The 25,910-nt window shown below is 69.4% G+C and carries 25 protein-coding genes; 15 read left to right on the top strand and 10 right to left on the bottom strand.

Going from position 1 to position 25,910, the window contains the following annotated elements:
* Window positions 1-14: 14 nt before the first annotated feature.
* Together ACIBK9_RS04655 and rpsF are read right to left on the bottom strand one after the other, a co-directional pair.
* On the bottom strand, window positions 15-572 hold the full coding sequence (locus tag ACIBK9_RS04655; RefSeq protein WP_352322941.1) for a single-stranded DNA-binding protein: 558 nt from the start codon (window positions 570-572) through the stop codon (window positions 15-17).
* 148 nt (window positions 573-720) lie between these two features.
* Window positions 721-1,011, bottom strand: coding sequence for a 30S ribosomal protein S6 (gene rpsF, locus ACIBK9_RS04650; RefSeq protein ID WP_026214314.1), 291 nt, complete (start codon window positions 1,009-1,011; stop codon window positions 721-723).
* Between the two features lie 266 nt (window positions 1,012-1,277).
* Here rpsF and ACIBK9_RS04645 point away from each other — a divergent pair, with 266 nt between their 5' ends.
* On the top strand, window positions 1,278-1,520 hold the full coding sequence (locus ACIBK9_RS04645) for a hypothetical protein (protein ID WP_358291234.1): 243 nt from the start codon (window positions 1,278-1,280) through the stop codon (window positions 1,518-1,520).
* Window positions 1,521-1,578: 58 nt separating this feature from the next.
* On the opposite strand, the gene ACIBK9_RS04640 is transcribed toward ACIBK9_RS04645, so the two are convergent.
* Window positions 1,579-1,758, bottom strand: coding sequence for a hypothetical protein (locus tag ACIBK9_RS04640; protein ID WP_357973985.1), 180 nt, complete (start codon window positions 1,756-1,758; stop codon window positions 1,579-1,581).
* 76 nt (window positions 1,759-1,834) lie between these two features.
* On the opposite strand from ACIBK9_RS04640, the gene ACIBK9_RS04635 reads away from it, so the two are divergent.
* On the top strand, window positions 1,835-2,578 hold the full coding sequence (locus ACIBK9_RS04635) for a deoxyribonuclease IV (RefSeq protein WP_357973988.1): 744 nt from the start codon (window positions 1,835-1,837) through the stop codon (window positions 2,576-2,578).
* Between the two features lie 75 nt (window positions 2,579-2,653).
* On the opposite strand, the gene ACIBK9_RS04630 is transcribed toward ACIBK9_RS04635, so the two are convergent.
* From ACIBK9_RS04630 to ACIBK9_RS04615, 4 genes are all read right to left on the bottom strand, one after another.
* A complete protein-coding gene (locus ACIBK9_RS04630; protein ID WP_397155142.1) occupies window positions 2,654-3,718 on the bottom strand; it encodes a mannosyltransferase family protein in 1,065 nt (354 codons plus the stop codon).
* Window positions 3,715-5,031, bottom strand: a complete 1,317-nt coding sequence (locus ACIBK9_RS04625) for a glycosyltransferase family 87 protein (protein ID WP_397155140.1) — start codon at window positions 5,029-5,031, stop codon at window positions 3,715-3,717. The genes ACIBK9_RS04630 and ACIBK9_RS04625 overlap by 4 nt, the downstream gene beginning before the upstream one ends.
* Window positions 5,028-7,490 (bottom strand): transglycosylase domain-containing protein, encoded by a 2,463-nt coding sequence (locus ACIBK9_RS04620; RefSeq protein ID WP_397155138.1) that lies wholly within the window; start codon window positions 7,488-7,490, stop codon window positions 5,028-5,030. Before ACIBK9_RS04620 ends, ACIBK9_RS04625 begins: the two co-directional genes overlap by 4 nt.
* A 228-nt stretch (window positions 7,491-7,718) precedes the next feature.
* Window positions 7,719-8,105, bottom strand: coding sequence for a DUF5318 family protein (locus ACIBK9_RS04615; protein WP_352322948.1), 387 nt, complete (start codon window positions 8,103-8,105; stop codon window positions 7,719-7,721).
* A gap of 133 nt (window positions 8,106-8,238) precedes the next feature.
* Between ACIBK9_RS04615 and ACIBK9_RS04610 the strand changes: the two genes are divergently transcribed.
* Window positions 8,239-8,823: a PadR family transcriptional regulator gene (locus tag ACIBK9_RS04610; RefSeq protein ID WP_352322949.1), complete on the top strand. Its 585-nt coding sequence runs from the start codon at window positions 8,239-8,241 to the stop codon at window positions 8,821-8,823.
* Window positions 8,824-8,836: 13 nt separating this feature from the next.
* Window positions 8,837-9,916 carry an inositol-3-phosphate synthase gene (locus tag ACIBK9_RS04605; protein WP_352362269.1) on the top strand — a complete coding sequence of 360 codons (1,080 nt, stop codon included), beginning with the start codon at window positions 8,837-8,839 and terminating at the stop codon, window positions 9,914-9,916.
* A gap of 26 nt (window positions 9,917-9,942) precedes the next feature.
* On the opposite strand, the gene idi is transcribed toward ACIBK9_RS04605, so the two are convergent.
* A complete protein-coding gene (idi, locus tag ACIBK9_RS04600) occupies window positions 9,943-10,527 on the bottom strand; it encodes an isopentenyl-diphosphate Delta-isomerase (RefSeq protein ID WP_387671771.1) in 585 nt (194 codons plus the stop codon).
* Window positions 10,528-10,622: 95 nt separating this feature from the next.
* Here idi and ACIBK9_RS04595 point away from each other — a divergent pair, with 95 nt between their 5' ends.
* Window positions 10,623-11,912, top strand: a complete 1,290-nt coding sequence (locus tag ACIBK9_RS04595; RefSeq protein ID WP_397155134.1) for an MFS transporter — start codon at window positions 10,623-10,625, stop codon at window positions 11,910-11,912.
* Here ACIBK9_RS04595 and ACIBK9_RS04590 read toward each other — a convergent pair.
* Window positions 11,892-13,316 carry a CCA tRNA nucleotidyltransferase gene (locus ACIBK9_RS04590; protein WP_397155897.1) on the bottom strand — a complete coding sequence of 475 codons (1,425 nt, stop codon included), beginning with the start codon at window positions 13,314-13,316 and terminating at the stop codon, window positions 11,892-11,894. The two genes, ACIBK9_RS04595 and ACIBK9_RS04590, sit on opposite strands and share 21 nt — an antisense overlap.
* 130 nt (window positions 13,317-13,446) lie before the next feature.
* Between ACIBK9_RS04590 and ACIBK9_RS04585 the strand changes: the two genes are divergently transcribed.
* From ACIBK9_RS04585 to trxA, 8 genes are all read left to right on the top strand, one after another.
* The gene (locus ACIBK9_RS04585) at window positions 13,447-13,971 is read left to right on the top strand and encodes a YbaK/EbsC family protein (RefSeq protein WP_397155132.1); all 525 of its coding nucleotides are present in this window, start codon (window positions 13,447-13,449) and stop codon (window positions 13,969-13,971) included.
* 44 nt (window positions 13,972-14,015) lie between these two features.
* Window positions 14,016-16,124, top strand: coding sequence for a DUF6049 family protein (locus tag ACIBK9_RS04580; RefSeq protein ID WP_397155130.1), 2,109 nt, complete (start codon window positions 14,016-14,018; stop codon window positions 16,122-16,124).
* A complete protein-coding gene (gene murJ / locus ACIBK9_RS04575; protein ID WP_397155128.1) occupies window positions 16,121-17,725 on the top strand; it encodes a murein biosynthesis integral membrane protein MurJ in 1,605 nt (534 codons plus the stop codon). Before ACIBK9_RS04580 ends, murJ begins: the two co-directional genes overlap by 4 nt.
* A gap of 230 nt (window positions 17,726-17,955) precedes the next feature.
* On the top strand, window positions 17,956-19,473 hold the full coding sequence (locus ACIBK9_RS04570) for a serine/threonine protein kinase (RefSeq protein ID WP_397155126.1): 1,518 nt from the start codon (window positions 17,956-17,958) through the stop codon (window positions 19,471-19,473).
* A 16-nt stretch (window positions 19,474-19,489) separates the two neighbouring features.
* Complete coding sequence (gene sigM / locus ACIBK9_RS04565) at window positions 19,490-20,125, top strand: RNA polymerase sigma factor SigM (protein WP_352322958.1); 636 nt, start codon at window positions 19,490-19,492, stop codon at window positions 20,123-20,125.
* Entirely contained in the window at window positions 20,115-20,987 is an 873-nt protein-coding gene (locus tag ACIBK9_RS04560) for an anti-sigma factor family protein (RefSeq protein WP_397155124.1), read from the top strand. The genes sigM and ACIBK9_RS04560 overlap by 11 nt, the downstream gene beginning before the upstream one ends.
* 124 nt (window positions 20,988-21,111) lie before the next feature.
* The gene (trxB, locus tag ACIBK9_RS04555) at window positions 21,112-22,044 is read left to right on the top strand and encodes a thioredoxin-disulfide reductase (RefSeq protein WP_387671785.1); all 933 of its coding nucleotides are present in this window, start codon (window positions 21,112-21,114) and stop codon (window positions 22,042-22,044) included.
* Between the two features lie 10 nt (window positions 22,045-22,054).
* Complete coding sequence (gene trxA / locus ACIBK9_RS04550) at window positions 22,055-22,369, top strand: thioredoxin (protein WP_352322961.1); 315 nt, start codon at window positions 22,055-22,057, stop codon at window positions 22,367-22,369.
* 77 nt (window positions 22,370-22,446) lie between these two features.
* Here trxA and ACIBK9_RS04545 read toward each other — a convergent pair whose 3' ends face one another.
* Entirely contained in the window at window positions 22,447-23,064 is a 618-nt protein-coding gene (locus ACIBK9_RS04545; RefSeq protein WP_364333084.1) for a GNAT family N-acetyltransferase, read from the bottom strand.
* A 176-nt stretch (window positions 23,065-23,240) separates the two neighbouring features.
* Between ACIBK9_RS04545 and ACIBK9_RS04540 the strand changes: the two genes are divergently transcribed.
* Both ACIBK9_RS04540 and ACIBK9_RS04535 read left to right on the top strand, forming a co-directional pair.
* Window positions 23,241-24,566: a PLP-dependent aminotransferase family protein gene (locus ACIBK9_RS04540; RefSeq protein WP_397155121.1), complete on the top strand. Its 1,326-nt coding sequence runs from the start codon at window positions 23,241-23,243 to the stop codon at window positions 24,564-24,566.
* A 129-nt stretch (window positions 24,567-24,695) separates the two neighbouring features.
* Entirely contained in the window at window positions 24,696-25,652 is a 957-nt protein-coding gene (locus ACIBK9_RS04535; protein WP_352362290.1) for a D-alanine--D-alanine ligase, read from the top strand.
* Window positions 25,653-25,910 lie beyond the last annotated feature (258 nt).

Raw genomic sequence — 25,910 nt, 5'->3', positions numbered from 1 at the left:
CTTATGGACAGGTGTTAGAAAGGCGGTTCGTCGCTGAAGTCGTTGCCGCCGCCGAAGCCGCCGCCCTGGTTGCCGCCACCGCCGCCGCCGAAGCCGCCGCCACCGCCCTGGTAGCCGCCGCCCTGGGGCGGGGCGGGCGAGGCAGAGGCCCACGGGTCGTCGGCGGGACCGCCGCCGAAGCCGCCGCCACCGCCGCCACCCTGGCGGGTGGTGCGGTTGACCTTGGCCGTGGCGTTGCGCAGGGACGGGCCGACCTCGTCGACCTCGACCTCATAGACCGTGCGCTTCTCGCCTTCCTTGGTCTCGTAAGACCGTTGCTTGAGCCGCCCCTGCACGATGACCCGCATGCCGCGCTGGAGGCTCTCGGCGGCGTTCTCCGCCGCCTGCCGCCACACGTTGCAGGTCAGGAAGAGGCTTTCGCCATCCTTCCACTCGTTGGTCTGGCGATCCATGAACCGCGGAGTGGACGCGATGCGGAATCGAGCCACCGCTTGACCCGTCGGGGTGAAGCGCAGCTCCGGGTCGTCGACAAGATTGCCGACGATGGTGATTACGGTGTCGCCTGCTGCCATGGCTAGCGCTCGCCTTCCTGCACGCCTTCGCTTGGGTTACGGCTCAGAGTACGGGTGCTCTCCGACAAAAAGCCGGTGGTCGTCAACAAGAAACCCGCTCGTTGAGCCGCCTCCCGGAGGGACGGCCCGCTTCGCGGCTTTCCTGTGGCTAGTGCACGTCCGGGCGCAGGACCTTGGTGCGCAGAATGCCCTCGTTGAGGTTCATCTGGCGGTCGAGCTCCTTGACCGTCGCGGGCTCCGCGGACAGGTCGATGACGGCGTAGATGCCTTCCGACTTCTTGTCGATGTCGTAGGCGAGACGGCGACGGCCCCAGACGTCGACCTTCTCCACGGTGCCGCCGTCGTTGCGGACCACGGTGAGGAACTGGTCGAGGGACGGCGCGACAGTGCGCTCATCGAGCGAAGGGTCCAGAATGACCATTACTTCGTAACGACGCATGCGGGACTCCAACCTCCTCTGGACTTTTGCGGTCACGACACTCTGCCGTGACAGGAGGACGCTGACGTCAGGCCGCGGCGCCCCATTTCGGCGCCCCGGGGCGATGGGTCACCCATCACAACGCAGCGCTGCCCAGGTTACCAGCCACGAGTAGGTGGGAAGGCCTCTAGGAAACCAAGGGGGTGGCGGCTGTGCCACATGTGCTTCATCCCTCAGAGAGGGAGCGGTTCAGGCTCACGCTCAACACCGACGGACGCTCTCACCCGGTGGAGAACGGCCTGGCGATCGCGACACTGGTGTGCGGGCTCGTGGCGTTCGTCGCCGCGTTCTTCCCCGCCGCCCACGTGATCTCGTCCTGGATCGGCACGCTCGGTTTCGGGACCGGGCTCTACTCGCAGTACATCTCGGTGACCACGCCGCAGCGCTCGGTCAACATCGTCGGCCTGGTGGCCTCGTTCGTGGGGGCCGTGCTCGGCATCGCCCACGGCGGCTTCCTGCCGCATCCTTGACGGGCCTCGTGCCCGGCGAACGGCCCCGGTGACGCCGGGGCCGTCGGGCATATGCGACTCACCTGCCGATGTGCAGGTCGATGCCGAGCAGCACCAGGAACCAGAGGAACACCGCGAGCAGAGCCTCGGCGACGTCCCGGAGGAGACCCGGGGTGATGTAGTCGTAGATCCAGGCGACGTAGATTCCGACGATCACGTAGACCAATAAGATCAGCGCCCGCAGCCGCCAGCGTGTCATGTGCGCTCTCCTCGGGGGTAGGGGGTGCCGGGCGTCTTCCCGGAGGCGGTTCCGCCAAACGGATAAGCTCCTTGACATGGTGCGTATCGGAGCTCACGTCGACCAGGACGATCCCGCCGCTCACGCCGAACGGGTCGGGGCGGAGGTCGTGCAGTTCTTCCTCGGCGACCCGCAGGGCTACGCCAAGCCGGTGCTGCCGGACAAGCCGGTCGAGGGCGTCGACGTCTACATCCACGCCCCCTACCTGATCAACGTCGCCACGACGAACAACCGCATCAGGATCCCCAGCCGCAAGCTGCTCGAACAGCACCTCAAGGCGGCCGCGGGGCTCGGCGCCAAGGGCCTGGTCGTGCACGGCGGCCACGTCAACAAGAGCGACGACCCGCAGGTGGGCTTCGACAACTGGCGCAAGGTGTTCGAGCGCATGGAGTGCCCGATCCCCGTGCTCATCGAGAACACCGCGGGCGGCGGCAATGCCATGGCCCGCAAGCTGGAGCGCATCGCCCGTCTGTGGGACGCGCTCGACGGCTTCGACGTGGGCTTCTGCCTCGACACCTGTCACGCGCACGCAGGCGGCGAGGAGCTGGTCGACCTGGTCGAGCGGGTCAAGGCGATCACCGGCCGGATCGACCTCGTCCACTGCAACGACTCGCGCGACGACTTCGACTCCGGCGCCGACCGGCACGCGAACCTGGGTCAGGGGAAGATCGACCCGGAGCTGATCCTGGCGGTCTGCCGCGCGGCGGGCGCCCCGGTCGTGGTGGAGACGCCGGGCGAGGGCCAGGCCGACGACATCGCGTTCCTGCGCAAGAACCTCTGAACGTCTCCCGGCCGAAAACACACAGCCTGTGGATAACTTCCCTGGATTACCGAGGCGAAGAAACGGGTAGAGATTTCAGCCCGCCCAGGCGCCCGTGAGGAAGCGGGCCGCGTTCAGGTACATGAGCGGCCCGCAGATCACCGCGTACAGCACGATCACCCACGGCTTCCTGGTCGCGACCTTGGCGACCAGGACCCACAGCGGGAACCACAGCAGCAGCGAGCGCGGGATCGACAGGTAGTACGCCGAGGTCATCAGCGCCGCCGCCTGCAACCCGCAGTAGACGGCCTCGCTCCACCTGCGCAGCGCCAGCAGCCACACCAGCACGCCCACCGCCAGCACGGCCCCGGCGATCTCCATGCGGAAGGCCACCGCGAAGTCGTCGGCGCCCATGGCCGAGTTCCACGTCGTGCGCCACGCCTCCCAGGGCCAGACGAAGTCGCGTCCCCAGCCGGCCTCCTGCGCGTGCTTCCACGCCAGCCAGTCGCCCGACCGCCGGTAGTGGTAGAAGGAGTACGCCGCCAGCGGAAGGAACGGCACCGCCAGCCAGCCGGCCCGCCGCCACGACTCCCTGCTCCTGACGAACTCCGCCGCCAGCGCGACCGCCAGGAACAGGCCGGTGATCCGCACGCACGACGCCCCCGCCGCCAGCAGGACGGCCTGCGGCCAGCGTCCGAGCCGGGCGGCCAGCCAGGCGGGGATCGCGAAGGCCAGGAACAGCGACTCGCTGTAGCCCGCCGCCAGGAACACGGCCATCGGGAACAGCAGCAGCGCCAGCACCGCCATCCAGCCGGTCGCGCCCTCGAACTCGGCCAGCCGGGCCAGCGCGACCATGGCCACCGCCCCGGCGACCAGCGAGATCAGCAGCCCGCAGATCGCCCAGTCGGGCACCACGAGATGCACCGCCCGCAGCACGACCGGCAGGCCGGGAAAGAACGCGGGCAGGCCGTCGTCGGGTGGTTTGCCCGGTTCGCCGTCGTAGCCGTACTGGGCGATGGTGACGAACAGGCCGGCGTCCCATTGGCGCCACTTGCCGGCGTACTCGGCCAGGGTCAGGCCGAGCAGCGTCGACACCAGGAGCCCGGCCCGCGATCCGAGCCACAGCAGCAGCGCGTCCCGAGCGGTCGAGCGGGTGATCATCTTGTCTTCAGCACGAACCGGTCGGGGGCGTGGTCGAACACCCCGCCCGCCTGGTCGTCGACGCCGTCCTGGCGCACCACGTCCCGGTCCGGACGCAGGATGTCACGGACGACGAACGCCATCATGATCCCGATGGTGATGACCCGTCCCCAGACGGCGGTGAAGTACGTGTCGTCCCCGATGCCCAGGTCGTCCCTGCTGAGCGGGGGCTGGGCGAGCAGGTAGAGCCAGATCGCCGCGAAGTACCAGACCTCGGCGAACTGCCACAACGCCAGCGGCTTCCACCTGGGCCTGGCCAGCACCGCGAACGGCACCAGCCACAACACGAACTGCGGCGACCACACCTTGTTCGTCATCATGAAAGCGGCCAGGGCGAGGAAGCAGAGCTGCGCCAGCCGGGGCCGGCGCGGCGCGGTGAGCGCGAGCACGGCGATGCCCAGGCAGAGCGCGGCCAGCGTCACCATGCCGAGCGTGCTGACGTCGGCCTCGCCCAGGACCCCCCAGCCCTTGCGCTGGAAGAACAGCCACGGCGAGCCCCAGTCGATCCCGCGTTCCTGGGAGAAGACGTAGAACCGGCGCCAGCCGTCCCAGGCGAAGACCATGAAGGGCACGTTCACAACGAGCCAGGCCCCCGCGGCCGCCCCCGCTGTCACCAGGAACGGCCGCCAGCGCGCGGTCCGCAACGTCAGCAGGAACAGCGCGCCGAGGAACATCAGCGGGTAGAACTTGGTCGCGATCGCCAGCCCGAGCAGCACGCCCGCGAGCACCTGCCGCCTGCGCGCCCAGGCCAGCAGCATGCCCATCGACAGCGCGCCGGCGACCAGGTCCCAGTTGATGTACGCGGCCAGGATCACGGCGGGCGAGATCGCGTACCACAACGCGTCCCACCGGCGGGTGGGCCCGGCCACCGCCGCCATCAGCAGGACGCCGGCCACCAGGCAGACGCCGAGCAGCAGGACCGTGAGGTCGTAGAACCGGACCGCCTGCGCGACCTGGTCGAGCTCCAGCTTCCGCGAGATCCAGGCGATGACCTGCATCACCTCACCGAGCACCACGGGGTACTCGACCTGCTTGTCGAACGGCACGTCGGCGAAGTACGGGTTCTGGGTCGCGAGCTGCCGGTCGAAGTACAGCGGGTAGATGTCGGTGTAACAGAAGTTCGTGTACGTCTGGACCTGGTCGTTCCATCCGCCGGTCCGGCACGGCAGCCGCACGACGTAGCCGAGGACGGCCCCCAGGGCGGCGATCAGCCCCAGGGGCAGGTACGGCACGGCACGCGCCGCCAGCGGGACGCGTGCCTCGGTCGTGGTCACCACTCCTCGTGTCGGGCGTTCATCTGAGATGTGCCGAACGGGCGGGAGTCGGGCGCCTTGCCGCCTCCGCCGCCGCTCAGGATGCCGTGGTCATCGGCCTCGGGGATGCCGGTGTCCTGCTGGGAGTCGTCGGTGACGTCACCGCTGTCGTCGTTGCAGGGCGCGACCTGGCAGTTCTGGTTGCCGTCGTCGAAGGGGTTGCCCGAGCCGTCGTCGAACGGGTTCGTGGCGGTCGGCGTCGGCGTCGGCACCGGGCGCTCCACGATGTTCTCCGGCAGGCCGATGTCGGCCTTCTGCGGGAACTGCTCGATCGGCTTGCCCTCGTGGGCGGCGAGCATGAACCGCCGCCAGGTCGCGGTGGGCGGGCCGGCGCCCTCGAAGCCGAGCGGGGCCTCCGCGGCCGTGGTGTACGGGTGTTCCCGGTTGTACTTCTTGTGCGGCTTGCCGCCGGGAGTCTCCGGGCAGTTGGAGTGCAGAGGCTGGACGGTCTTGCCCGTCTTGGTCACGCACCGCTCGCGGTAGAACCCCACAGCAGCGGAGATCTGCGGCGTGTAACCGACGAACCAGGCTTCCTTCTCGTTGTTGTTGGTGCCGGTCTTGCCGGCCGCGGGCCGGTTGCCGAGCCCCTGGCCGGCGGCAGTGCCGCTCCTCAGCACCTCCTGCATGGCGGTCGTCGCGTCGGCGGCCACCTCCGCGTCGATGACCCTGGTCGAGGTCCGCTGCTCGGGGTAGACGACCTGGCCGTTGAGCTTGACGTCCTGCACCACGTGGTACTTGGTGTACTTGCCGCCGTTGGCGAAGATCGAGTAACCGGCGGCCTGCTCGATCGGCGTCACCAGGGCGCTGCCGATGGCGAACTGGAACTGGTGGTCCTTGACGTCCGCTTCCATGCGCCCCTTGTCGAACCCGGCGCTCTCCACGAGCTCCTTCACATCGTCGAGCTTCCCGGGCAGCTTGTACGCCATCGACACGTACGCGGTGTTGACGGACTGCGCCGTGGCCTTGATCACGTCGACGGCCTGGCCGACGTTGTGGCTGTTGCGGAAACCGCCCTTCTGCTCGCCCGGGATGACCTTCGGCACGGTCTGGTTGCCCGGCACGTAGCTCTTGAGCGAGTAACCGGCCTGCAGCCAGGCCGCCAGCACGTACGGCTTGAACGCCGACGCGGCCTGCTTCGGGGCGTCGAAGGGCTCGTTGAACGGGTCGGTGAGGAAGTTCGAGCCGCCGTAGAAGGCCAGGACGCGGCCGTTCCTCGGGTCGACGGCGGCCAGACCGGCGTGGAACTCCTTCGACATGTTCGCCGTCGTGGCCTCGACGGCCGTCTTGGCGGCCTTCATGAGGTTCTCGTCGAAGGTGGAGGTGATCTGGTAGCCGCCGCTCCTGACCATGTCGGGGGTGAGCTTGCGCTGCTTCAGCTCCTCCAGCACCTGCGTGATCATGTAGCCGCGCAGGCCCGCGTACACTTCCTTGACCTCGCCCTTGTAGACCTTGGGGAACTTCGCCTTCGCCGGCAGGTCGCCGTACTTCTGCGGCCACTGCTCGGCCATGTACTTGATGGTCGTGCTCCACCGATCGCGCAGGCCGGGGTCGTCGGGGCCCCAGCTCGGGCGCTGGATGCGGGCGGCCAGGTAGGCGCCCTGCTCGGGGGTCAGGTCCTTGGCGTGCACGTTCTTGCCGAAGTACGCCTGCGAGGCGGCCTCGACGCCGTAGGCGAGGCCGAAGTTCACGGTGTTGAGGTAGCGGGCGAGGATCTCTTCCTTGGACAGCGACTGGTTGAGCTTGACCGCGACGAAGATCTCCTTGAGCTTGCGCTTGACGGAGACCTCCTGGCTGAGGCCGTCGTAGTAGCCGCGGGCCATCTGCTGGGTGATGGTCGAGGCGCCCTGGAGCTGCTGGCCGGTCGCGGTCATCCACACCGAACGGGCCATGCCCGAGAGGGAGACGCCGGAGTCCTCGTAGAACGTCTTGTTCTCGATGGCGACCGTGGCGTCCTTGACGGTTTGGGCCATCTTGTCGATGGTGACGGTCTGCCGGGGCACGCCGAGCTTGGCGAGGACCTTGCCGTTGCGGTAGTAGAGCGTGCTCTGCTGCGCCACCGCCGACGCCTGCGTGCCCTCGGGCACCGGCGTGAGGTTGTACGCGACCATGATCATGCCGAAGATGCCGGCCGCCAGCACGACCACGCTGGCCACGACGATCTTCCAGCTCGGCACGAACCGGCGCCAGCCGCCGCGCTTCCTGTCCGGCGGGCCGGGCGGCTCGGGCGGCTCGCCCTGCCCGCTCGCCCGGCGCGAGCGCCTGGGCGGCGCGTCGCTGACCATGGTCTCCTGGTTGCTCAGCGAACGCGTGTCCTGCCGGGCCCGGGAGCGGCCGCGCGGCGTCGGCTCCTCGCGCCCCTGGGGTGCCCCGCGCTGGGGCTGCGGCCCGGAGGCGGGGTCGCCGTACGGCTGCGCGGACATCGCGCCCGTCTGCTCGTACGCGGCTTCAGGACGACGCTGCTGCGAGGCACCCCAATCGGAATCGCCGGTTTGGGGAGGAGAACCTGGGGGCACAGAACGGGATGAGTTGGAGCGACGGCGCCTTCCCGGGCGGGCCGTCCCCTCATTCATGCTGTTACTCACACGTCCTCGCATCGTCGTCGGATAAAAACGGCGTATGGGCGTGAGGTGACTCGCCGCCCTCGGTGTTCACGGTTGGCCGACGAGGTCTGGCGGTCCGTTGCCGAGGACGAACGAGACCGTCAGGTGGTTCCAGGAACAACCTTGGCAGACCTCGACGACGTACACCCGGAACTCATCGTAATCATGGGCCATTTCGACAAGCTCTGACGTGGCCTTTGCCTGACCGGCATGCCGTCCCAGCGAATCGCCGAAGACATAGGTCACGTTGGTGACGTTCTCCCTCTCGCACACCGGGCAGAGACGTTCGGTCGGCTCGCCGAACACGCGGGCCGCGCGAAGGAGGTACGGCTGTGCGTCACAGAGGTCCCCGCGCGAGGCACGGCCCACCTCCAGGGAACGGACCGCTGCCCGCTTGGCGAGGCCGTAGTCCACCACCCTCCGCTGTGACCACATGAGCGCCAGACTACGGCGTTTTACCGAATCATCCCAACGGCTTGGCAAATCCTTTGATTGCGGCCTTATAGCGAATCGACGTATCCTCTGGATGTATCGACTCGATACATCGACGCGAGAGGGGGCGGTTCCAGTGGCCAGCGGACAAGGCAGAGTTCTGGAGCTAGCCGTGCTCGGGTCGCTGCACGAACAGCCGCTACACGGCTATGAGCTGCGCAAACGGCTCAACGCCCTGTTGGGCATGTTCCGTGCGTTCTCCTATGGATCGCTGTACCCCTGTCTGCGATCACTACTGGCCCAGGGCCTCATCGTGGAGGAGCAGCCCGCTCCCGCCACGATCGTCGGCGGCCGGTCGAAAATCGTCTACAAGCTCACCGCGGAGGGCAAGGAACGCCTCCAGGAGCTGCTGACCCAGGCCGGCCCGTCAGCCTGGGAGGACGAGAGCTTCGGTGTGCACTTCGCCTTCTTCAGGCACACGGAGGCCGAGGTGCGCCTGCGCATCCTCGAAGGCCGCCGCAGCCGCCTGGAGGAGCGCCTCGACAGCGTGCGCACGGCGCTGGCCCGTACCAGGGAGCGGCTCGACAGCTACACGCTGGAGCTGCAGCGCCATGGGCTCGAGTCGGTCGAACGCGAGGTGCGTTGGCTGAACGAGCTGATCGCCACGGAGCGGCGGGCCTCGGAAGGGCCCGAGAGAGATACCACGTCAACTGATGAGTAAGGGAGCGAGTGCGATGGGTTCGGTTCGCGTGGCCATTGTCGGCGTCGGCAACTGCGCGTCTTCGCTGGTCCAGGGCGTCCACTACTACAAGGATGCGGACCCGGCCGCACGAGTGCCGGGCCTGATGCACGTGAAGTTCGGTGAGTACCACGTAGGTGACGTCGAGTTCGTCGCCGCCTTCGACGTGGACGCCAAGAAGGTCGGCCGCGACCTGTCCGAGGCGATCGTCGCCAGCGAGAACAACACCGTGAAGATCACCGATGTGCCGCCCACGGGGGTGACCGTGCTGCGCGGCCACACCTTCGACGGTCTGGGCGAGTTCTACCGCGAGATCATCGAGGAGTCCGACGAGGAACCCGTCGACGTGGTCAAGGTGCTCCGCGACAACCAGGTCGACGTGCTGGTGTCGTACCTGCCGGTGGGCTCGGAGGAGGCCGACCGTTTCTACGCGCAGTGCGCCATCGACGCCAAGGTGGCGTTCGTCAACGCGCTGCCGGTCTTCATCGCCTCCGACCCCGAGTGGGCCGAGAAGTTCACCGAGGCCGGGGTGCCGATCGTCGGCGACGACATCAAGTCGCAGGTCGGCGCCACCATCACGCACCGCGTGCTGGCCAAGCTGTTCGAGGACCGCGGTGTCGAGCTGCTGCGCACGTACCAGCTCAACTTCGGCGGCAACATGGACTTCATGAACATGCTGGAGCGCAGCCGGCTCCAGTCGAAGAAGATCTCCAAGACGCAGTCGGTCACCTCGCAGATCCCGCACGAGATGGGCAAGGCCGACGTGCACATCGGCCCGTCGGACCACGTGCCGTGGCTCGACGACCGCAAGTGGGCGTACGTGCGCCTGGAGGGCCGCTCGTTCGGCGACACCCCGCTGAACCTGGAGTACAAGCTGGAGGTCTGGGACTCCCCCAACTCGGCCGGCATCATCATCGACGCCGTGCGCGCGGCCAAGATCGCTCTTGACCGGGGCATCGGCGGCCCGATCCTGTCGGCGTCGTCGTACTTCATGAAGTCGCCGCCGGAGCAGTACTCCGACGACGAGGCCCGCGAGTACGTCGAGAAGTTCATCAGGGGCGAGGTCGAGCGCTGACCTGTGGGCCCCTCGCGGCCGCGGCTTCAGCCGCGCGCGGCGGGGGGCAGTTCGTCGTCGGAGGCGGGAGACCAGGTCATCGGGTCGGCGCCCAGCTCGCTGAGCAGCGGCACCTGTTCCCTGCACCACGGTGAGATCGCCAGCAGGCCGCTGCGCACGCCCTCGGCGAACTCCTTCCACGGCATCCAGCGCACCTCGCCCACCTCGTCGGGGTTGGGCGCCACCGGGGTGTCGACCGTGACGCGGTAGACCGGGCACAGCTCGTGCTCGACGATGCCGTTGCCCATGACGGCGCGGTAGGAGAAGCCGGGCAGCATGAGATCGGCGCCGCCGGCGTGCAGGCCCAGCTCGTAGGAGAGCCTGCGGATGACCGCCCGGCCGAGCGGCTCGCCCGGCAGCGGGTGGCCGCAGCAGCTGTTGGTCCAGACGCCGGGCCAGGTGATCTTGTGGCTGGCCCGCCTGGTGAGCAGCACGCGGCCCTCGGGGTCGAAGACGTAGCTGGAGAAGGCTAGATGGAGCGGGGTCTCCCGGCCGTGCACCGACGTCTTGGGCGCGGTGCCGAGCGCGTGCCCCTCGCGGTCGACCAGCACAACGTGTTCCTCAGTGGTCACGCTTTGAAGCGTACGAGATCGCCATGCACGTTCGGAACCCGCCCGGCCACCTCCGGCGCATCCTATGCCGCGGTGCGCCCGGCTAGGCTGACGGGGTGTCATTCGTCGCCGATCTCCGCGTCGTCCTCCAAGGCCGTGACTTCCGACGGCTGTTCGGCACGCGGCTGGTCTCCCAGTTCTCCGACGGGATCTTCCAGTTCGGCGTCACGAACTTCGCCTTCTTCAGCCCCGAGAAGCAGACGACGGCCCTGGCGGTGGCCGCCGGTCTGGCCGTGCTGTTCCTGCCGTACAGCGTGCTCGGGCCGTTCGTCGGGGTGTTCATCGACCGGTGGTCGCGGCGGCAGATCCTGGTCATAGCGCCGTTCGTGCGCGGTGGGCTGCTGCTGGTCGCGGCGGCGCTGGTCGCCTCCGACGCGCCCGATCCCGTCTTCTACGCGGCCGCGCTCGGCGTGCTCGGGGTCAACCGGTTCTTCCTGGCCGCGCTCGGCGCCTCGCTGCCGCACGTGGTGCCGTCCGACCGGCTGATGGCGGCCAACGCGGTGACGCCGACCTGCGGCACCGTGGTCACGTTCGTCGGCGCGGGCGTCGGGTTCCTGCTGCGCGAGGTGCTCGGCGACGGCGACCGGGGCATCGGGCTGCTGCTGGCCGCGTCCGGCGTGATGTTCGGGCTGAGCGCGCTGGTCGCCCGCACGATGGACCGCGCGCTGCTCGGCCCCTCCTACGACCCCGACCAGCCCCAGGCCCGCGAGGCCCTGCGCAACGTGGTCGTGGGCCTGGTCGACGGCGCCCGGCACCTGGCGCGCCACCGCGAGGCGGCCGCGACCATGGGCGCGATGGCCGCCCACCGCTTCCTGTACGGCATGGCCACCGCCCTCGGCATCATCCTCTACCGCTACTACTTCACCGACGGCGACCCCGACGCCGCCCTGCGCGGGATCGGCCTGGTGGTGGCCGCCTCCGGCTTCGGCTACTTCCTCGCGGTGATCATCACCCCGTACGCGACCGAGCGGTTCGGCATCGGCCCCTGGGTGGTCATCGCGTTGTCCTCGGCCGGCGTGCTGGCGGGCGCGCTGGTCCTGCCGTTCCAGACGTGGGGGCTGCCGGTGGCCGGCTTCGTGCTGGGCGTGGCCGGTCAGAGCGTCAAGATCTGCGCCGACACGACCGTCCAGCGCGACGTCGAGGACGCCTATCTCGGCCGTGCCTTCTCGCTCTACGACATGCTCTTCAACGGCATGTACGTGCTGGCCGCCGCGCTCTCGGCGGCGATCCTGCCGCCCAACGGCAAGTCGTACCTGGCCGTCGTGATCATCACGGTGGGCTACCCCCTTGCGGCGCTGGCCTACCGGATGGTCACGACGTCGTCGTCACGCTCCCAGGCCGTTTGACCGCGCCCAGTCGAGCAGCGCCTCGGTGGCCGCCTCCTTGCCGAGCACGCCCTTGTCCAGCCTGAGGTCGAGCAGGAACTTGTACGCCCGGCCCACCACGGGCCCGGGGCCCACGCCGAGCACGGCCTGGATCTCGTTGCCGTCGAGCTCGGGCCGGATCTTGGCCAGCTCCTCCTCCTCGGCGAGCCGGGCGATGCGCTCTTCGAGCTGGTCGTAGGTGCGCGACAGCGCCGCCGCCTTGCGCTTGTTGCGGGTGGTGCAGTCGGCCCTGGTCAGCTTGTGCAGGCGGCCGAGCAGGTGGCCGGCGTCGCGCACGTAGCGGCGCACGGCGCTGTCGGTCCACTCCCCCGTGCCGTAGCCGTGGAAGCGCAGGTGGAGCTCGACCAGCTGGGAGACGTCGGCCACGACGTCCTTGGGGAACCTCAGCTCGGTCATGCGCTTCTTGGTCATCTGCGCGCCGACGACCTCGTGGTGGTGGAACGACACCCGCCCGCCGGCCTCGTGGCGCCGGGTCTTGGGCTTGCCGATGTCGTGCATGATCGCGGCCCAGCGCAGGATCCGGTCGGGCTTGCCGTCCTCCTCCTGGGCGATGGCCTGGTCGAGGACGGTCAGGCTGTGCTCGTAGACGTCCTTGTGCCGGTGGTGCTCGTCGATCTCCAGGCGCAGCTTGGGCAGCTCGGGCAGCACGTGCGCGGCCAGGCCCGTCTCCACCAGCAGGCGCAGGCCCTCGCGCGGGTTGGCGCCGCAGAGCAGCTTGTCGAGCTCGTCGCGGATGCGCTCGGCCGAGACGATCTCGATGCGCTCGGCCATCGCGGTCATCGCCGCCAGGGCGGCCCGGTCGACGCCGAAGCCGAGCTGGGAGGCGAACCGGGCGGCCCTGAGCATGCGCAGCGGGTCGTCGGCGAACGAGCGCTCGGGGGTGCCGGGCGTGCGCAGCCGCTTGGCGCGCAGGTCGTCGAGGCCGCCGTAGGGGTCGACGAACTCGTGGCCGGGCAGGCGCACCGCCATCGCGTTGACCGCGAAGTCGCGCCGCTCCAGGTCGGCCTCCAGCGTCTCGCCGTAGGCGACCTCGGGCTTGCGCGACTTGGGGTCGTAGGACTCGCTCCGGTACGTGGTGATCTCGATCAGCCAGTTGCCCTTGCGCAGGCCGACGGTGCCGAAGTCGATGCCGATCGTCCACACGGAGTCGGCCCAGTCCCTGACGACGTCGAGCACCCTGTGGGGGTTGGCGTCGGTGGTCAGGTCGAGGTCGTTGCCGACGCGGCCCAGCAGGATGTCGCGCACGGGGCCGCCGACGAGGGCCAGCTCGTGGCCGTGGTCGGCGAACAGGCGGCCGAGCTCGTCGGCCACCGGTGCGATCTTGCGGAACAGGTCGTGCATCGCCCGCTGCTGGCTGTCGGTCATTGTTGAGTCGGACAAACCCTGTCGGTCCTTCGATTCCGGAACATATCCCCCGAGCCACATCAGGTCCGGGTTACCTTCGGTCTGGGGACCGTCGGGGGCCATGGAACAGGGCGAGACGGAGGAGGACTTCATGAAGGACGCCCTCGCGATCCACCGCTGGCTCCTCGCACACCAGGTCCATCATGAGATCGTACGCCTTCCGCGCCCCATGACTTGCGCGGAGGAACTGCCGGAGACGGTCCGCGCGGAGCCCGGGCGGTGCGTCGTGGTCACCGTGTTCGACGTCGCCACCAGGATCGGCAGCGAGGTCGTCGTCGCCGTCGTCGCCACCGCGGCGAACCCGCCCCAGCCCGGCGTCGTCGGGGGCCTGCTGGGCGCCCGCCAGGTGCGGCCGGCGCCGGCCTTCCTGGTCAACTCGGCCACCGACTACACCGACGGGCTCGTCTGCCCGCTGCTGCTGCCGGAGTCGCTTCCGGTGCTCATCGACGACCGGCTCGTCGCCGACGACATGGCGGTCTTCACCGCCACCGGCGAACGGCACACCGCGCTCTGTCTTCGTGCGCTCGACCTGCTGAATCTCCTGACCGGCAAGACCGTCGACCTGCGTACGCCCCGACCACGGGGAACACGCGAGGCGGTCGCGCCGCGGCACTGAACCCGTACCATTGCGGGCGTGCGCCGTCGTACCCCAGCTCTGGCATGCGTGTGATCCGTAAGATCGCGCTGCTCGCCGTGATGTCCGTCGCGTCGCTCGCCCCCATGGTGGCGGCGGCGCCGAACTCTGCTGCCACGGTGGAGGCGGCGCGGGAGACGCTCTCGGTCTCCATCACGTCGATCACGCCACAGTTCACCACCAGCCCGACCGACGAGATCAAGTTCACCGGCACGGTCCGCAACGACACCGGAACCGCGCTCGGCCCCCTCCGCGTACGCCTGCGCTACACGAGCGAGCGTTTCTACGACCGCGCCTCCATGGCGGCGTACCAGATCGACCAGAACAACGCCACGCTGCCCGGAAACGTCTCCCGCACCTCGGCCATGGACATCCCGGCCCTGGCCGTCGGCGGGCAGGCCACCTGGACGTTCACGGCGACCCCGATCCAGCTCGGCTACCGCGCCTTCGGCGTCTACCGGATCGCCGTCGACGTCTCCCAGAACGAAGTGCCGATCTCGGCGCAGCGCACGTTCCTCACCTATGCCCCGCCCACCACGCCGAAGCTGCCGCGCAACAAGCTGGCCGTCGCCCTGCCCGTCATCGACCAGCCCCACCGCGGCTCCGACGAGACGCTGTTCGTCGACGACAAGCTGAGCCAGTCGCTCAGCGGCAAGGGCCGCCTGGCCGACCTGGCCCGCATCGCGCAGGCGGCGCCGAAGAGCGTCACCTGGTTCGTCGAGCCGTCGCTGCTCGACGACCTGAAGGCGATGACCAAGGGCTACCACGTCAGGACCAAGAACGGCACAGAAGGCAAACCGGCCAACGACACCGCCGGCACCTGGCTGTCCACCATGAGCACGGCGCTGGCCTCCTCCCCCGTCATCGCCACCCCCTACGGCGATCCCGACGTGGCGGCCCTGGCCCATCAGGGGCTCGACGCGCAGCCCGGCCGGGCGATCGAGCTCGGCGGCCAGACCGCACGGGCGCTGCTCAACCGCAACGCCCAGACCTCGATCAACTGGCCGCCCGCGGGCGTGCTCGACGCCGACGCGCTCGACCTGCTCTCGGTCAGCCCCGGCAAGGTCACCACCGTCCTGCTCAACTCCACCAACCTGCCGCCGCAGCCGCCCGTCACCCACACGCCCGACGCCGCCGCCACGCTCGACAGCGTCGCCGGCCCGATCAAGGCGCTGGTCGCCGACGCCGAGCTGAGCCGGCTGTTCGAGCCGACCGCGCCCACGACGGTCCTGCTCAGCTCGCAGCGCTTCATCGCCGAGACCGCGATGATCGCCGCCGAGACCGGGCAGGTCGAGCCGCGGTCGCTGGTGGTCGCGCCGTCGCGCCGCTGGGACCCCAACCCGACGCTGGTCACCAGCCTGCTGAAGACCGCCGGCAAGCTGCCGTGGCTCTCACTGACCAAGCTCGACTCGATCAAGCCGAGCAAGACGGCCACGCCGCGGGCCGGGCTCACCTACACCGAGCAGGACCGCAAGGAGGAGCTGAGCGCCAAGTACCTGGCCCCCGTCAAGGAGGTCGCCACGCAGGCGCAGCTCACCGCCTCCGTCACCGCCTCGGTCGCCGGCACCAGGACGCCCTCGGCCTTCGACGCCGCGGTGCTCAGGCTCACCTCCTCGGCCTGGCGCAACAACACCCGCGCCGGCCGCGCGGTGACCAAGCTCGTCGGCACGGCCGTGGACGAGCGCATCGACAAGATCCAGGTGACCGACGCACCGCGCACGCTCGCCGGCAGCAACGGCGTGGTGCCCATCAGCGTGAAGAACTCGCTGGACAAGCCGATCACCCTCTACATCGACGTCAAGTCCAACAACCCCGGGCGGCTGCAGATCAAGCCGCTCCCGCCGGAGCCGCTGGTCATCGACGGCAACCTGAGCGGCACGCGCCAAGTGACGATGACCGCCACCACCAGCGGCGACGCCACCGTCACCGTGCAGCTGCGCACGATCGACGGCCTGCCCTACGGCAAGCCGGAACGACTGACCATCCGCACCACCGGCTACACCGGCATCGCCCTGGTCATCGTGGGCGCCGCGCTGACGGTGATGCTCGCCGCCGTCGTGACGCGGATCCTGCGCCGCCGGTCCGAGCGACGGCTCGCGCGAGCGGGCAAATCCCGGGAGAGTGAGACCGTATGAGCCGCATGCTGCGGGCCAGCGCCATCATGGCGGCGGGCACGATGGTGTCCAGGGTCACCGGGTTCGCCCGCACGATGGTGCTGGCCTACGCCATCGGCACCGCGGCGCTGGGCGACTCCTACAACGCGGCCTACGCGATCCCGTACAGCATCCTCGACCTGCTGCTGCTCGGCGTGCTGAGCAGCGTCGTGGTGCCGATGATCGTCCGGGCGCAGCAGCACGACGCCGACGGCGGCCGGGCCTACGAGCAGCGCCTGCTGACGCTGGCCACCGCCGTGCTGGTCGTGGTGGCCGTGGTGGCCGTGCTCGGCGCGCCGCTGCTCATCGACCTGTACACCGACTGGGACCGCGGCAGCATCAAGTTCGAGACCGGGGTCATGCTGGCCCGGTTCATCCTGCCGCAGCTCGCCTTCTTCGGCATCGGCGCGGTCGCCGGCGCCATCCTGAACACCCGCGACCGCTACGGCGCCCCCATGTGGGCGCCGGTGCTCAACAACCTGGTCGTCATCTGCGTGTTCGTGGCCTACGCCGTGGTCGGCAGCGGGTCCGACATCGAGGCGGTCACCACCGGCGACCTCGCGCTGCTCGGTCTCGGCACCACGGCGGGCATCGTCGCCCAGGCGGTGGTGCTGATCGTCGCGCTCAAGCGGGTGGGGTTCTCGTTCGTGCCGCGCTTCGACGTGCGCAACGCCCGGCTGGGCGAGATGGGCCGGGCCGGGGTCTGGACCATCGGCTACGTGGTGGTCACCCAGCTCGGGTTCATGCTGACGACCAACCTGGCCAGCTCGGCGGGCAACGAGGTGGCCGGCCACGGCATCAGCCCGTACACGCTGGCGTTCCAGCTCTTCCAGCTTCCGTACGGGATCATCGGCGTGTCGGTGATCACGGCGATGCTGCCCCGGATGAGCCGGGCGGTGGGCGAGGGCCGGCTCGACGACGTGCGCAGCGAGTTCGGGTCGAGCGTGCGGCTCATCTGCTCGCTCATGGTGCCGGTCTCGCTGCTGCTGATGGTGCTCGGCCCGGCGATCACCGTGCCGATCTACGGCCACGGCGCCAACAGCGTCGCCGACGCCGTCTACATCGGGAACGTGTTGCAGGTCTACGGCCTGGCGCTGGTGCCGTTCGCGGTGTTCCAGCTCCTGCTGCGGGTGTTCTACAGCTTCGGCGACACCCGTACTCCGGTGTTCGTGGGGGCCGGCACGACCGCGGTCAACGCGCTGCTCATGGTGATCTTCTTCGTGCTGCTGCCCGCCCGCTACGCGGTGATGGGCCTGGCGCTGGCGTACGCCGTCGCGTACGGGCTGGGCGCGGTCCTGGCCTGGACGCTGGCCAGCCGCCGCGTCCAGGGCCTGGGCGGCTGGACCATCGGCACGGCGCTGACCAGGATGTACCTGGCCTCGCTGCCCACGGCCGTGCTGGGGCTGCTCACGGTCTGGGTGGTCACTCAGCTGTTCGGTGGTCTCGGTTTCGTCAACTCGCTGATTGTCCTGGCCGTGGGTGGTGGGCTGGGACTGTTGCTCTATCTCGCCGTCGCCCACAGGATGCGCATAGCGGAGGTCAACTCACTCGTTGGTATGGTCGCCAGACGCGTAGGTCGGTAGTAATTGGGAAATCCGGCATATGGACGGACTTGACCACGACGGCTGACGAGTTTCCCGTTGGCAAAGAACGCGGGCGGAATCGACTCGGCACTACCATGGTGCCCGACACGCGCGAATGGAAGCAGGAGGGGCGTGGGCGGATCCACCCGGCATAGCGTGCCTACGTGGGACACCACCACGCAGGTGAGTCGAGTCATGAGCACGCCCGATCGGCCTAGCGGAGAGAGCCTGTGAGCACGTCGGCCGTGGAACCCGGCACCCGACTGGCCGAGCGCTTCCGGCTGGAGGACCGCGTCAGCGAGTCCGACGGCGCGACCCTGTGGAAGGCGATCGACGAGATCCTCGCGCGCCCGGTGGCGGTGCACACGTTCGATCCGGACTTCCCGCGCGTGCACGAGGTCGTCACCGCCGCCCGTGCCGCGAGCCGGCTCACCGACCCGCGTCTGACGCAGGTGTTCGACGCCGGCGAGGACGACAAGCACTCCTACGTGGTCAGCGAGTGGGTCACCGGCGAGACGCTGACCGACCTGCTCGCCGCCGGCCCGCTGGAGCCCGAGCGCGCGGCCGGTCTGGTGGCCGAGGCCGCCGAGGCGCTGGCGCACGCCCACGAGGCCAAGCTCTACCACCTGTGCCTGCGCCCGTCCCACCTGGTCTGGACGACGGGCAACACGGTCAAGGTGCTCGGCGTGGCCGTCGACGCCGCGCTGTCCGGGCTCACCACCGACCAGCCCGCCCTCGACGACGCCGAAGGGCTGGGCAGGCTGCTGTACGCCGGCCTGACCGGCCACTGGCCCGGCGACGAGGAGGAGGGCGGCCTGCCCGCCGCTCCCATGATCGACGGGCACTTCTGCTCGCCGCGGCAGGTCACCGCCGGCGTCCCCAACTACCTGGACACCGTCACGGTCCGCGCCTGCCTTCCCGAGTCGCGCAAGGGCCAGGGTGCGCTGTCGAGCCCGTCCGAGGTCGCCGAGGCGCTGGCCGACGTGGCCCGGCCCATGCCGATCGCCATCTCCTACCCCTCGACGCCGGCGGTCGCCTCCGCCTCGCACACCGAGGGCCTCGACGTCGCCCACCGGCAGCAGCGCACCATGCCGCCACCGCCGCCCGTGCCGCGCCGGCCGCCCAGCCAGGGCGGCGGCAGCGTGCTCAACCGGGTGCTGATGACGCTGGTGGTGCTGCTGGTCATCGCCGCCGTGGGCGTCGGCGCCTGGACGATCGGCCGCAGCCTCGGCAGCCCCGCCACCCCCGAGGCGTCGGTCAGCCCGACCACCGGCAAGTCCTCCGCCTCGGCCTCGGCCCAGGCCGTCAAGGCCGACAAGGCCAAGGGCTTCGACCCGCTCGGCGACGACGGCGACGAGAAGTCCGACATCGCCGAGCTGGCCATCGACGGCAAGCCCAGCACGGCCTGGACGACCCAGAGCTACGGCAACGCCGAGCTGGGAAACCTCAAGAAGGGCGTCGGCCTGCTGCTCGACATGGGCAAGTCCATGCAGATCAGCGACGTGGTGGCTACGCTGGGCAAGGCCGGCGGCGCGAGCGTCGAGCTGAAGGTCGGCGACTCCCCCGAGCTCGGCTCGCTCAAGACCGTGGCGACCGAGAAGAGCGCCTCGGGCAAGACCACCCTGACCCCCGACGACCCGGCAAGCGGTCGGTACGTTTTGATCTGGTTTACGCGCGTTCCGGCAGATGCGGGCCAGTTTCGTGGCACCATCTATGAAGTAGTGGTGCATTCTCCCGGATCGGCATAAATCAGGAATCTCTCTTGTGAACTCCCCACCCGAGACACCCTCACCAGCGGAGCGGCCGGCGATCACAGACGCCGAGCTGCTCACCGCGCACATCAACGGGGATCCACACGCGTTCAGCGAGATCGTCAAAAGGCACCGTGACCGCATGTGGGCGGTGGCGCTGCGTACTCTCGGTGACCCTGACGAGGCGGCGGACGCCGTTCAGGACGCGTTCGTCTCCGCATATCGCAAGGCCGCCTCGTTCCGAGGTGAGGCGGCCGTCACCACCTGGCTCCACCGCATCGTCGTCAACGCCTGCCTCGACCGGATGCGGCGCAAGTCCGTCCGTCCGGTGGCCGACGACGAACTGATCGAGGCCGCCGAGCGGGACAGCCCGCTCCCCGACCAGACCGTCGAGCGCGAGGTCTCGATGGAGGTTTCGGCCGCTCTGAAACTGCTGCCCGCCGACCAGCGGGCGGCTCTCGTGCTCGTGGACATGATGGGGTATTCCGTCGAAGACGCAGCTCAGGTGCTTCAGGTGCCCAGCGGCACCGTGAAGAGCAGATGCGCGCGGGGTCGCGCGAAACTTGCCCCAATTCTTTCGCATCTGCGGAACCGTTCGGACCTCAATCGCGTCTCATCCGCGAAGGGAGCAGAACTTCGTGACGGGTGATACGCACTACGATCTTGAGGTCCTGGCCGAGCTGGCAGAGGATCTCTTGGACGCCGCGACGGCACGCCGGGTCCGCGAGCATCTCGCGGTCTGCGACCCCTGTGGGGAGCTGCTGGCAGACCTGGCGGCGGTTCGCGAGGTGCTCGCGGCGACCCCAACACCGGCCATGCCGATGGGCGTCGCACTGCGCATCGACAAGGCGCTGGCCGCCGAGGCGGAGTCCCGCCGCGGGGGCGTCGACCTCGTGGAGGCACCGGACTGGGACAGGCTCATGCGGGACTCCCCGTGGGAGCAGCCGGCGGCGGAGACGCCCGAGCCGGTACGTCTCGGGGTGGTCTCCGACGACGGCACGATCGTCCCGGCCCGGACCAGGTCGGTACGGCGGCGCAGGTGGGCCATGCCCGCCGTGGCGGCGTCGGCGGCGGCCGCGGTGGTGGTCGGCACGCTGGCGGTCTCGGGCGGGTTGCTGGCCGGCGGGGACGGACCGGGCGGTTCGTCCGGGCCCACGGTGGCGCAGCCCGCGACGCCGTCGAAGCCCCACCAGCGGGCGAGGGCCTACGCGCTGACCGACAGCAACTACAACTACAGCGACCGGGAGCTGCGCCAGCCGCTGCTCGGGTACTTCGGCGCCGCTCCGGCCCTCGAAGGCCCCACGGACACCGCCAGGGTCGACCGATGCGTCGGCAAGGTGGCCGCCCGTTCGAAGCTGAAGACGTTCGCGGTCGACCAGGGCCAGTACAACGGCCAGGAGGCGCTGATCGTGGCCTCCTGGAAGGACCAGGCCGCCAAGAAGCTGCGCATCGACATCGTCGACCCGTTCAACTGCAAGAACCTGCGCAAGCCCACATTGGGCCGCTGGTAATCGAAAGCCCACGTCAGAGCCCGCTTCGGCGGGCTCTTTCGTTTCGCGGGCAGGGCCGGGAATCAGCGCGGCCTAGGATCTGTTGAGCCCGAAGCAAACAGCAGACGAGGAAGGCGTGGGAGCGTTGAGCGACGTTCGTAACGTGATCATCATTGGGTCGGGCCCTGCGGGCTACACCGCGGCCGTCTACTCCGCGCGCGCCGAACTCAAGCCGCTGGTCTTCGAGGGCTCCGTGACGGCGGGCGGTGCGCTCATGAACACCACCGACGTGGAGAACTTCCCCGGTTTCCCCGACGGCATCATGGGCCCCGACCTGATGGACAACCTGCGCAAGCAGGCCGAGCGCTTCGGCGCCGAGCTGGTGGCCGACGACGTGGTCGAGGTCGACCTGGAGGCCAACCCCAAGGTCGTCAAGACCCACACCGACACCTACTACGCCAAGTCGGTGATCCTGGCCATGGGCTCGGGCTACCGCGAGCTCGGCCTGGAGAACGAGAAGCGCCTGTCCGGCCACGGCGTGTCCTGGTGCGCCACCTGCGACGGCTTCTTCTTCCGCAACAAGGACATCGTGGTCGTGGGCGGCGGCGACACCGCCATGGAGGAGGCGACGTTCCTGACCCGGTTCGGGCGCATGGTGACGGTCGTCCACCGCCGTGACGAGCTGCGCGCCAGCAAGATCATGCAGGAGCGCGCGTTCGCCAACGAGAAGATCCGGTTCGTCTGGGACTCCGAGGTCGTCGACGTGCTCGGCGACACCAAGGTCGAGGCGGTCAAGCTGCGCAACGTCAAGACCGGCGAGGAGTGCGAGCTGGCGACCGACGCGCTTTTCCTGGCCATCGGTCACGACCCGCGCACCGACCTGGTCAAGGGCCAGGTCGAGCTCGACGACGACGGGTACATCAAGGTCGCCTCGCCGTCGACCGCCACCAACATCGACGGCGTGTTCGCGGCCGGCGACGTCGTCGACCACACCTACCGCCAGGCCATCACCGCGGCCGGCACCGGCTGTGCCGCCTCGCTCGACTCCGAGCGCTGGCTGGCCAACAACGAGAAGTAAGGAGCGCCCCGTGAAGGCAGTTACCGACGCCACGTTCGAGACCGAGGTCCTCAAGAGCGACAAGCCCGTGCTTGTCGACTTCTGGGCCGAGTGGTGCGGCCCGTGCCGTCAGGTCGCGCCCATCCTGCAGGAGATCGCGAACGAGCACGGCGACAAGCTTGAGATCGTCAAGCTGAACATCGACGAGAACCCCGAGGTTCCCCGCCAGTACGGCGTGCTCCAGATCCCCACGATGAACGTCTACAAGGGGGGCGAGGTCGTGAAGCAGATCATCGGCGCCAAGCCGAAGGCCATGCTGCTCCGCGAGCTCGACGGCATCATCTAGTCGCCCTCATGTGAGAGCCCCCTGCGGCGGTGCCCGCGGGGGGCTTTCGTTTGCCCTTCTTCGGCCCCCAAGAGCCGTCAGACGGGACGAAGGGCGCGCTCCGGGCTCATGGACCCCAGAAGGCGTTCGAGGGCCACCTCGACGTCCTCACGCCACGAGATGGCGCTCTTCAACTCCAAACGCAGGCGCGGAAACCGCAAATGCGGTCGAACCGTCTTAAAACCCACAGAAAGCAAGTATTCAGCAGGAACTACACAACTAGGCTCTTCCCACTTCAAGTCGCCGAACGCCTCGATGGCTTTCACCCCGCGCCGGGTCAGATCCTTCGCCACGCCCTGGATCAGCATCCGGCCCAGCCCGCCGCCCGAGAACTCGGGGATGATGTGGGCCGTCATCAGCAGCACCGCGTCGGCGCTCACCGGCGAGGTGGGGAAGGCCAGCGACCGCGGGCTGTAGAGCGGCGGGCTGTAGAGGACGAACCCGGCCGGAACCCCGTCGACGTAGGCGATTTTCCCGCAGCTCCCCCATTCCAGCAGCGTGCCGGAGATCCAGGCCTCCTTCTCCAGCCCGGAGTCGCCGGAATGGATGGCACGCTCGCCGCTGACGGGATCGAGCTCCCAGAACACGCAACGCCGGCAGCGGCGTGGCAGATCTTCGAGATTGTCCAGGGTTATGTTGACCAGCCGGCGCGACAACTACGGCCCCTATCGTCGACCCAGAAAAGCGCGCGAAAACCGCGTCCGTTGGTGGCATGGTAGCTCAGTGAAGATGCAGCCAGCGGATACCACGACGGTCGAGCCCGGTCACGAAGGACATGTCCGACTGGCGTAATCTGGTATTTCGGTCCGATATGACACCTAGGAGGTGGGCCGTGACGGAAGAGCTGGATCACGGTCAGACACCCGCGACCCAAGGGTCGCGCATCGACGCCTACGTCGACCGGTATGCCGCGCGAGCTACCGGGATGGTCGCCTCCGAGATCCGAGCTCTCTTCGCCGTCGCGTCGAGACCCGAGGTGGTCTCGCTCGCCGGCGGCATGCCGTACGTCACGGCGCTCCCCCTCGACATGGTCGGCGAGCTGGTCTCCGACCTGGTCACCACGCGCGGCACGGTCGCGCTGCAGTACGGTTCCGGCCAGGGTGACCCGCACCTGCGCGAGCAGATCTGCGAGGTCATGCGGCTGGAGGGGATCGAGGCCGGGGCGAACGACGTCGTCGTCACCGTCGGTTCACAGCAGGCGCTCGATCTGATCACCCGGATCTTCATCGACCCGGGCGACGTCGTGCTCGCCGAAGGCCCCTCGTACGTCGGGGCCCTGGGGACGTTCTCCGCCTACCAGGCCAAAGTGGTCCACATCGCCATGGACGATCAGGGCATCGTGCCCGAATCGCTGGCGCAGACCATCTACGCGCTGGAGACCGCCGGAGCTCCCGTCAAGTTCCTCTACACGATCCCGACCTTCCAGAACCCGGCCGGCGTCACGCTCAACCTGGCCAGGCGGCAGCAGGTGCTCGACATCTGCCAGCGTGCCGGCATCCTCATCATCGAGGACAACCCGTACGGGCTGCTCGGCTTCGACGGCGAGCCCATGCGCGCCCTGCGCGCCGACAACCCCGACGGCGTGGTCTACCTGGGGTCGTTCTCCAAGACGCTCGCCCCCGGCTTCCGCGTCGGCTGGGCGCTCGCGCCGCACGCCATCCGCGACAAGCTGATCCTGGCCATGGAGTCGGCCGTGCTGTCGCACTCGGTGTTCACGCAGCTCGCCGTGGGCCAATTCCTGGCCACCCAGCCGTGGCGGGAGCAGATCAAGTCCTTCAAGGAGCTCTACCGCGAGCGGCGCGACTCCATGCTGGACTCCCTGGAGGCCCTGATGCCGCCCGAGGTCACCTGGACCCGGCCGGCCGGCGGCTTCTTCGTCTGGGCGACCCTGCCAGAAGGGCTCGACTCCAAGGCGATCCTGCCGCGGGCCGTGGCCGAGCGGGTGGCGTTCGTGCCCGGCACCGGGTTCTTCTCCGACGGCAGCGGCGCCCGGCACATGCGACTGTCCTACTGCTTCCCCGAGCCCGACCGCATCCGCGAAGGCGTCCGGCGCCTGTCCGGGGTGATCGAGCAGGAGATGCAGCTCCGGGACATGTTCGGCACCGGCTCCGGTCCCGAGCGGGCCGGCGTTGACACGCCGGGGCCCGAACTGGCCTAGCTTTCCCCGGTACGGCCGGCGCTCCCCGGGGACGGGGACGCCGGCCGTACTCGTGTGCGGGCCGCACCTACACCATTCGCCGCCAGCCGCCGGTACGGTTGGACGCGTACGATCAGCGGAGGAGATGTGATGAGCGATCTGGGCCACGTGCTCGTGCTGGCCGGGGGCCTCTCCTATGAGCGGGAGGTGTCCCTGCGCTCCGGCCGCCGGGTGAGCGAGGTGCTGCGCGCCACGGGCATCGACGTGGAGGCCCGCGACACCGACGCCTCCCTCGTGCCCGCCATCCTCGCCGACCCGCCCGAGGCTGTGTTCGTCACCCTCCACGGCGGCGCGGGCGAGGACGGCGCGATCCGTTCCGTGCTCGAACTGCTCGACGTGCCCTACGTCGGCGCCGGCCCCGACGCCTGCCGCGTGGCCTTCGACAAGCCCACCGCCAAGGCCGTCGTACGCTCGGTCGGCCTGCGCACCCCCGAGTCCGTCACCCTCCCCAGGGAGACCTTCCACGACCTCGGCGCCACCGTCGTGCTCGGCCGCATCATCGACCGGCTCGGCCTTCCCCTGTTCGTCAAGCCCGCCCGCGGCGGCTCGGCGCTCGGCGCGTCCATCGTCCGCACGGCCGAAGAGCTGCCCGCCGCCATGGTCGGCTGCTTCGCCTACGGCGACACCGCCCTCATCGAGCGGTACGTCGAGGGCGTCGAGGTGTCGGTCTCGGTCGTCGACCTCGGCGAGGGGCCGGTGGCGCTGCCCGCCGTGGAGATCGTCCCCGACGCCGGCGTCTACGACTACGCCGCCCGTTACACCGCCGGGCACACCGAGTTCTTCGCCCCCGCCCGCCTCTCCGCGGCCGCCGCCGAAGCCTGCGCCCGGATGGCCGTGACGGCGCACACGGCGTTGGGGCTGCGGGACATCTCCCGCACCGACCTGATCGTGGACGCGTCCGACGACCCGCACTTCCTTGAGGTGAACGTGGCGCCGGGGATGACGGAGACGTCGCTGCTGCCGATGGCGGCGGAGGCAGCGGGGCGCGATCTCGGCGACCTCTGCCGCACCCTCCTCCAAAACGCCGCCCACCGCCCTCGCCCCTAACCCCTCTCCTGGCCCACTCCTCCCAGGGCAGCTGTTCTCCTCGGCCGCGCGGCAACGGTTCTCCTTCACCGCCGCAGCAACTGTTTGTCTCCACCGCGCAGCAACTGTTCGTCTCCGCCGCGCGGCTGCTGCCTTCTTGTCGTGGCGCGGGGCCACCCGTTGCCCGCGGCCCGACAGCCCCCTTGGTCCGTCAGGCGATGACCGCTCCCGTCTTCGCGTGGCGGCTGCTCCCTCACCCCTCGTGCTGCGCCGCCCGTT

The sequence above is a fragment of the Nonomuraea sp. NPDC050227 genome (assembly GCF_044459705.1).
In the GTDB taxonomy this organism is placed as follows: domain Bacteria; phylum Actinomycetota; class Actinomycetes; order Streptosporangiales; family Streptosporangiaceae; genus Nonomuraea.
This window is presented reverse-complemented; position numbering and strand designations above follow the sequence as displayed.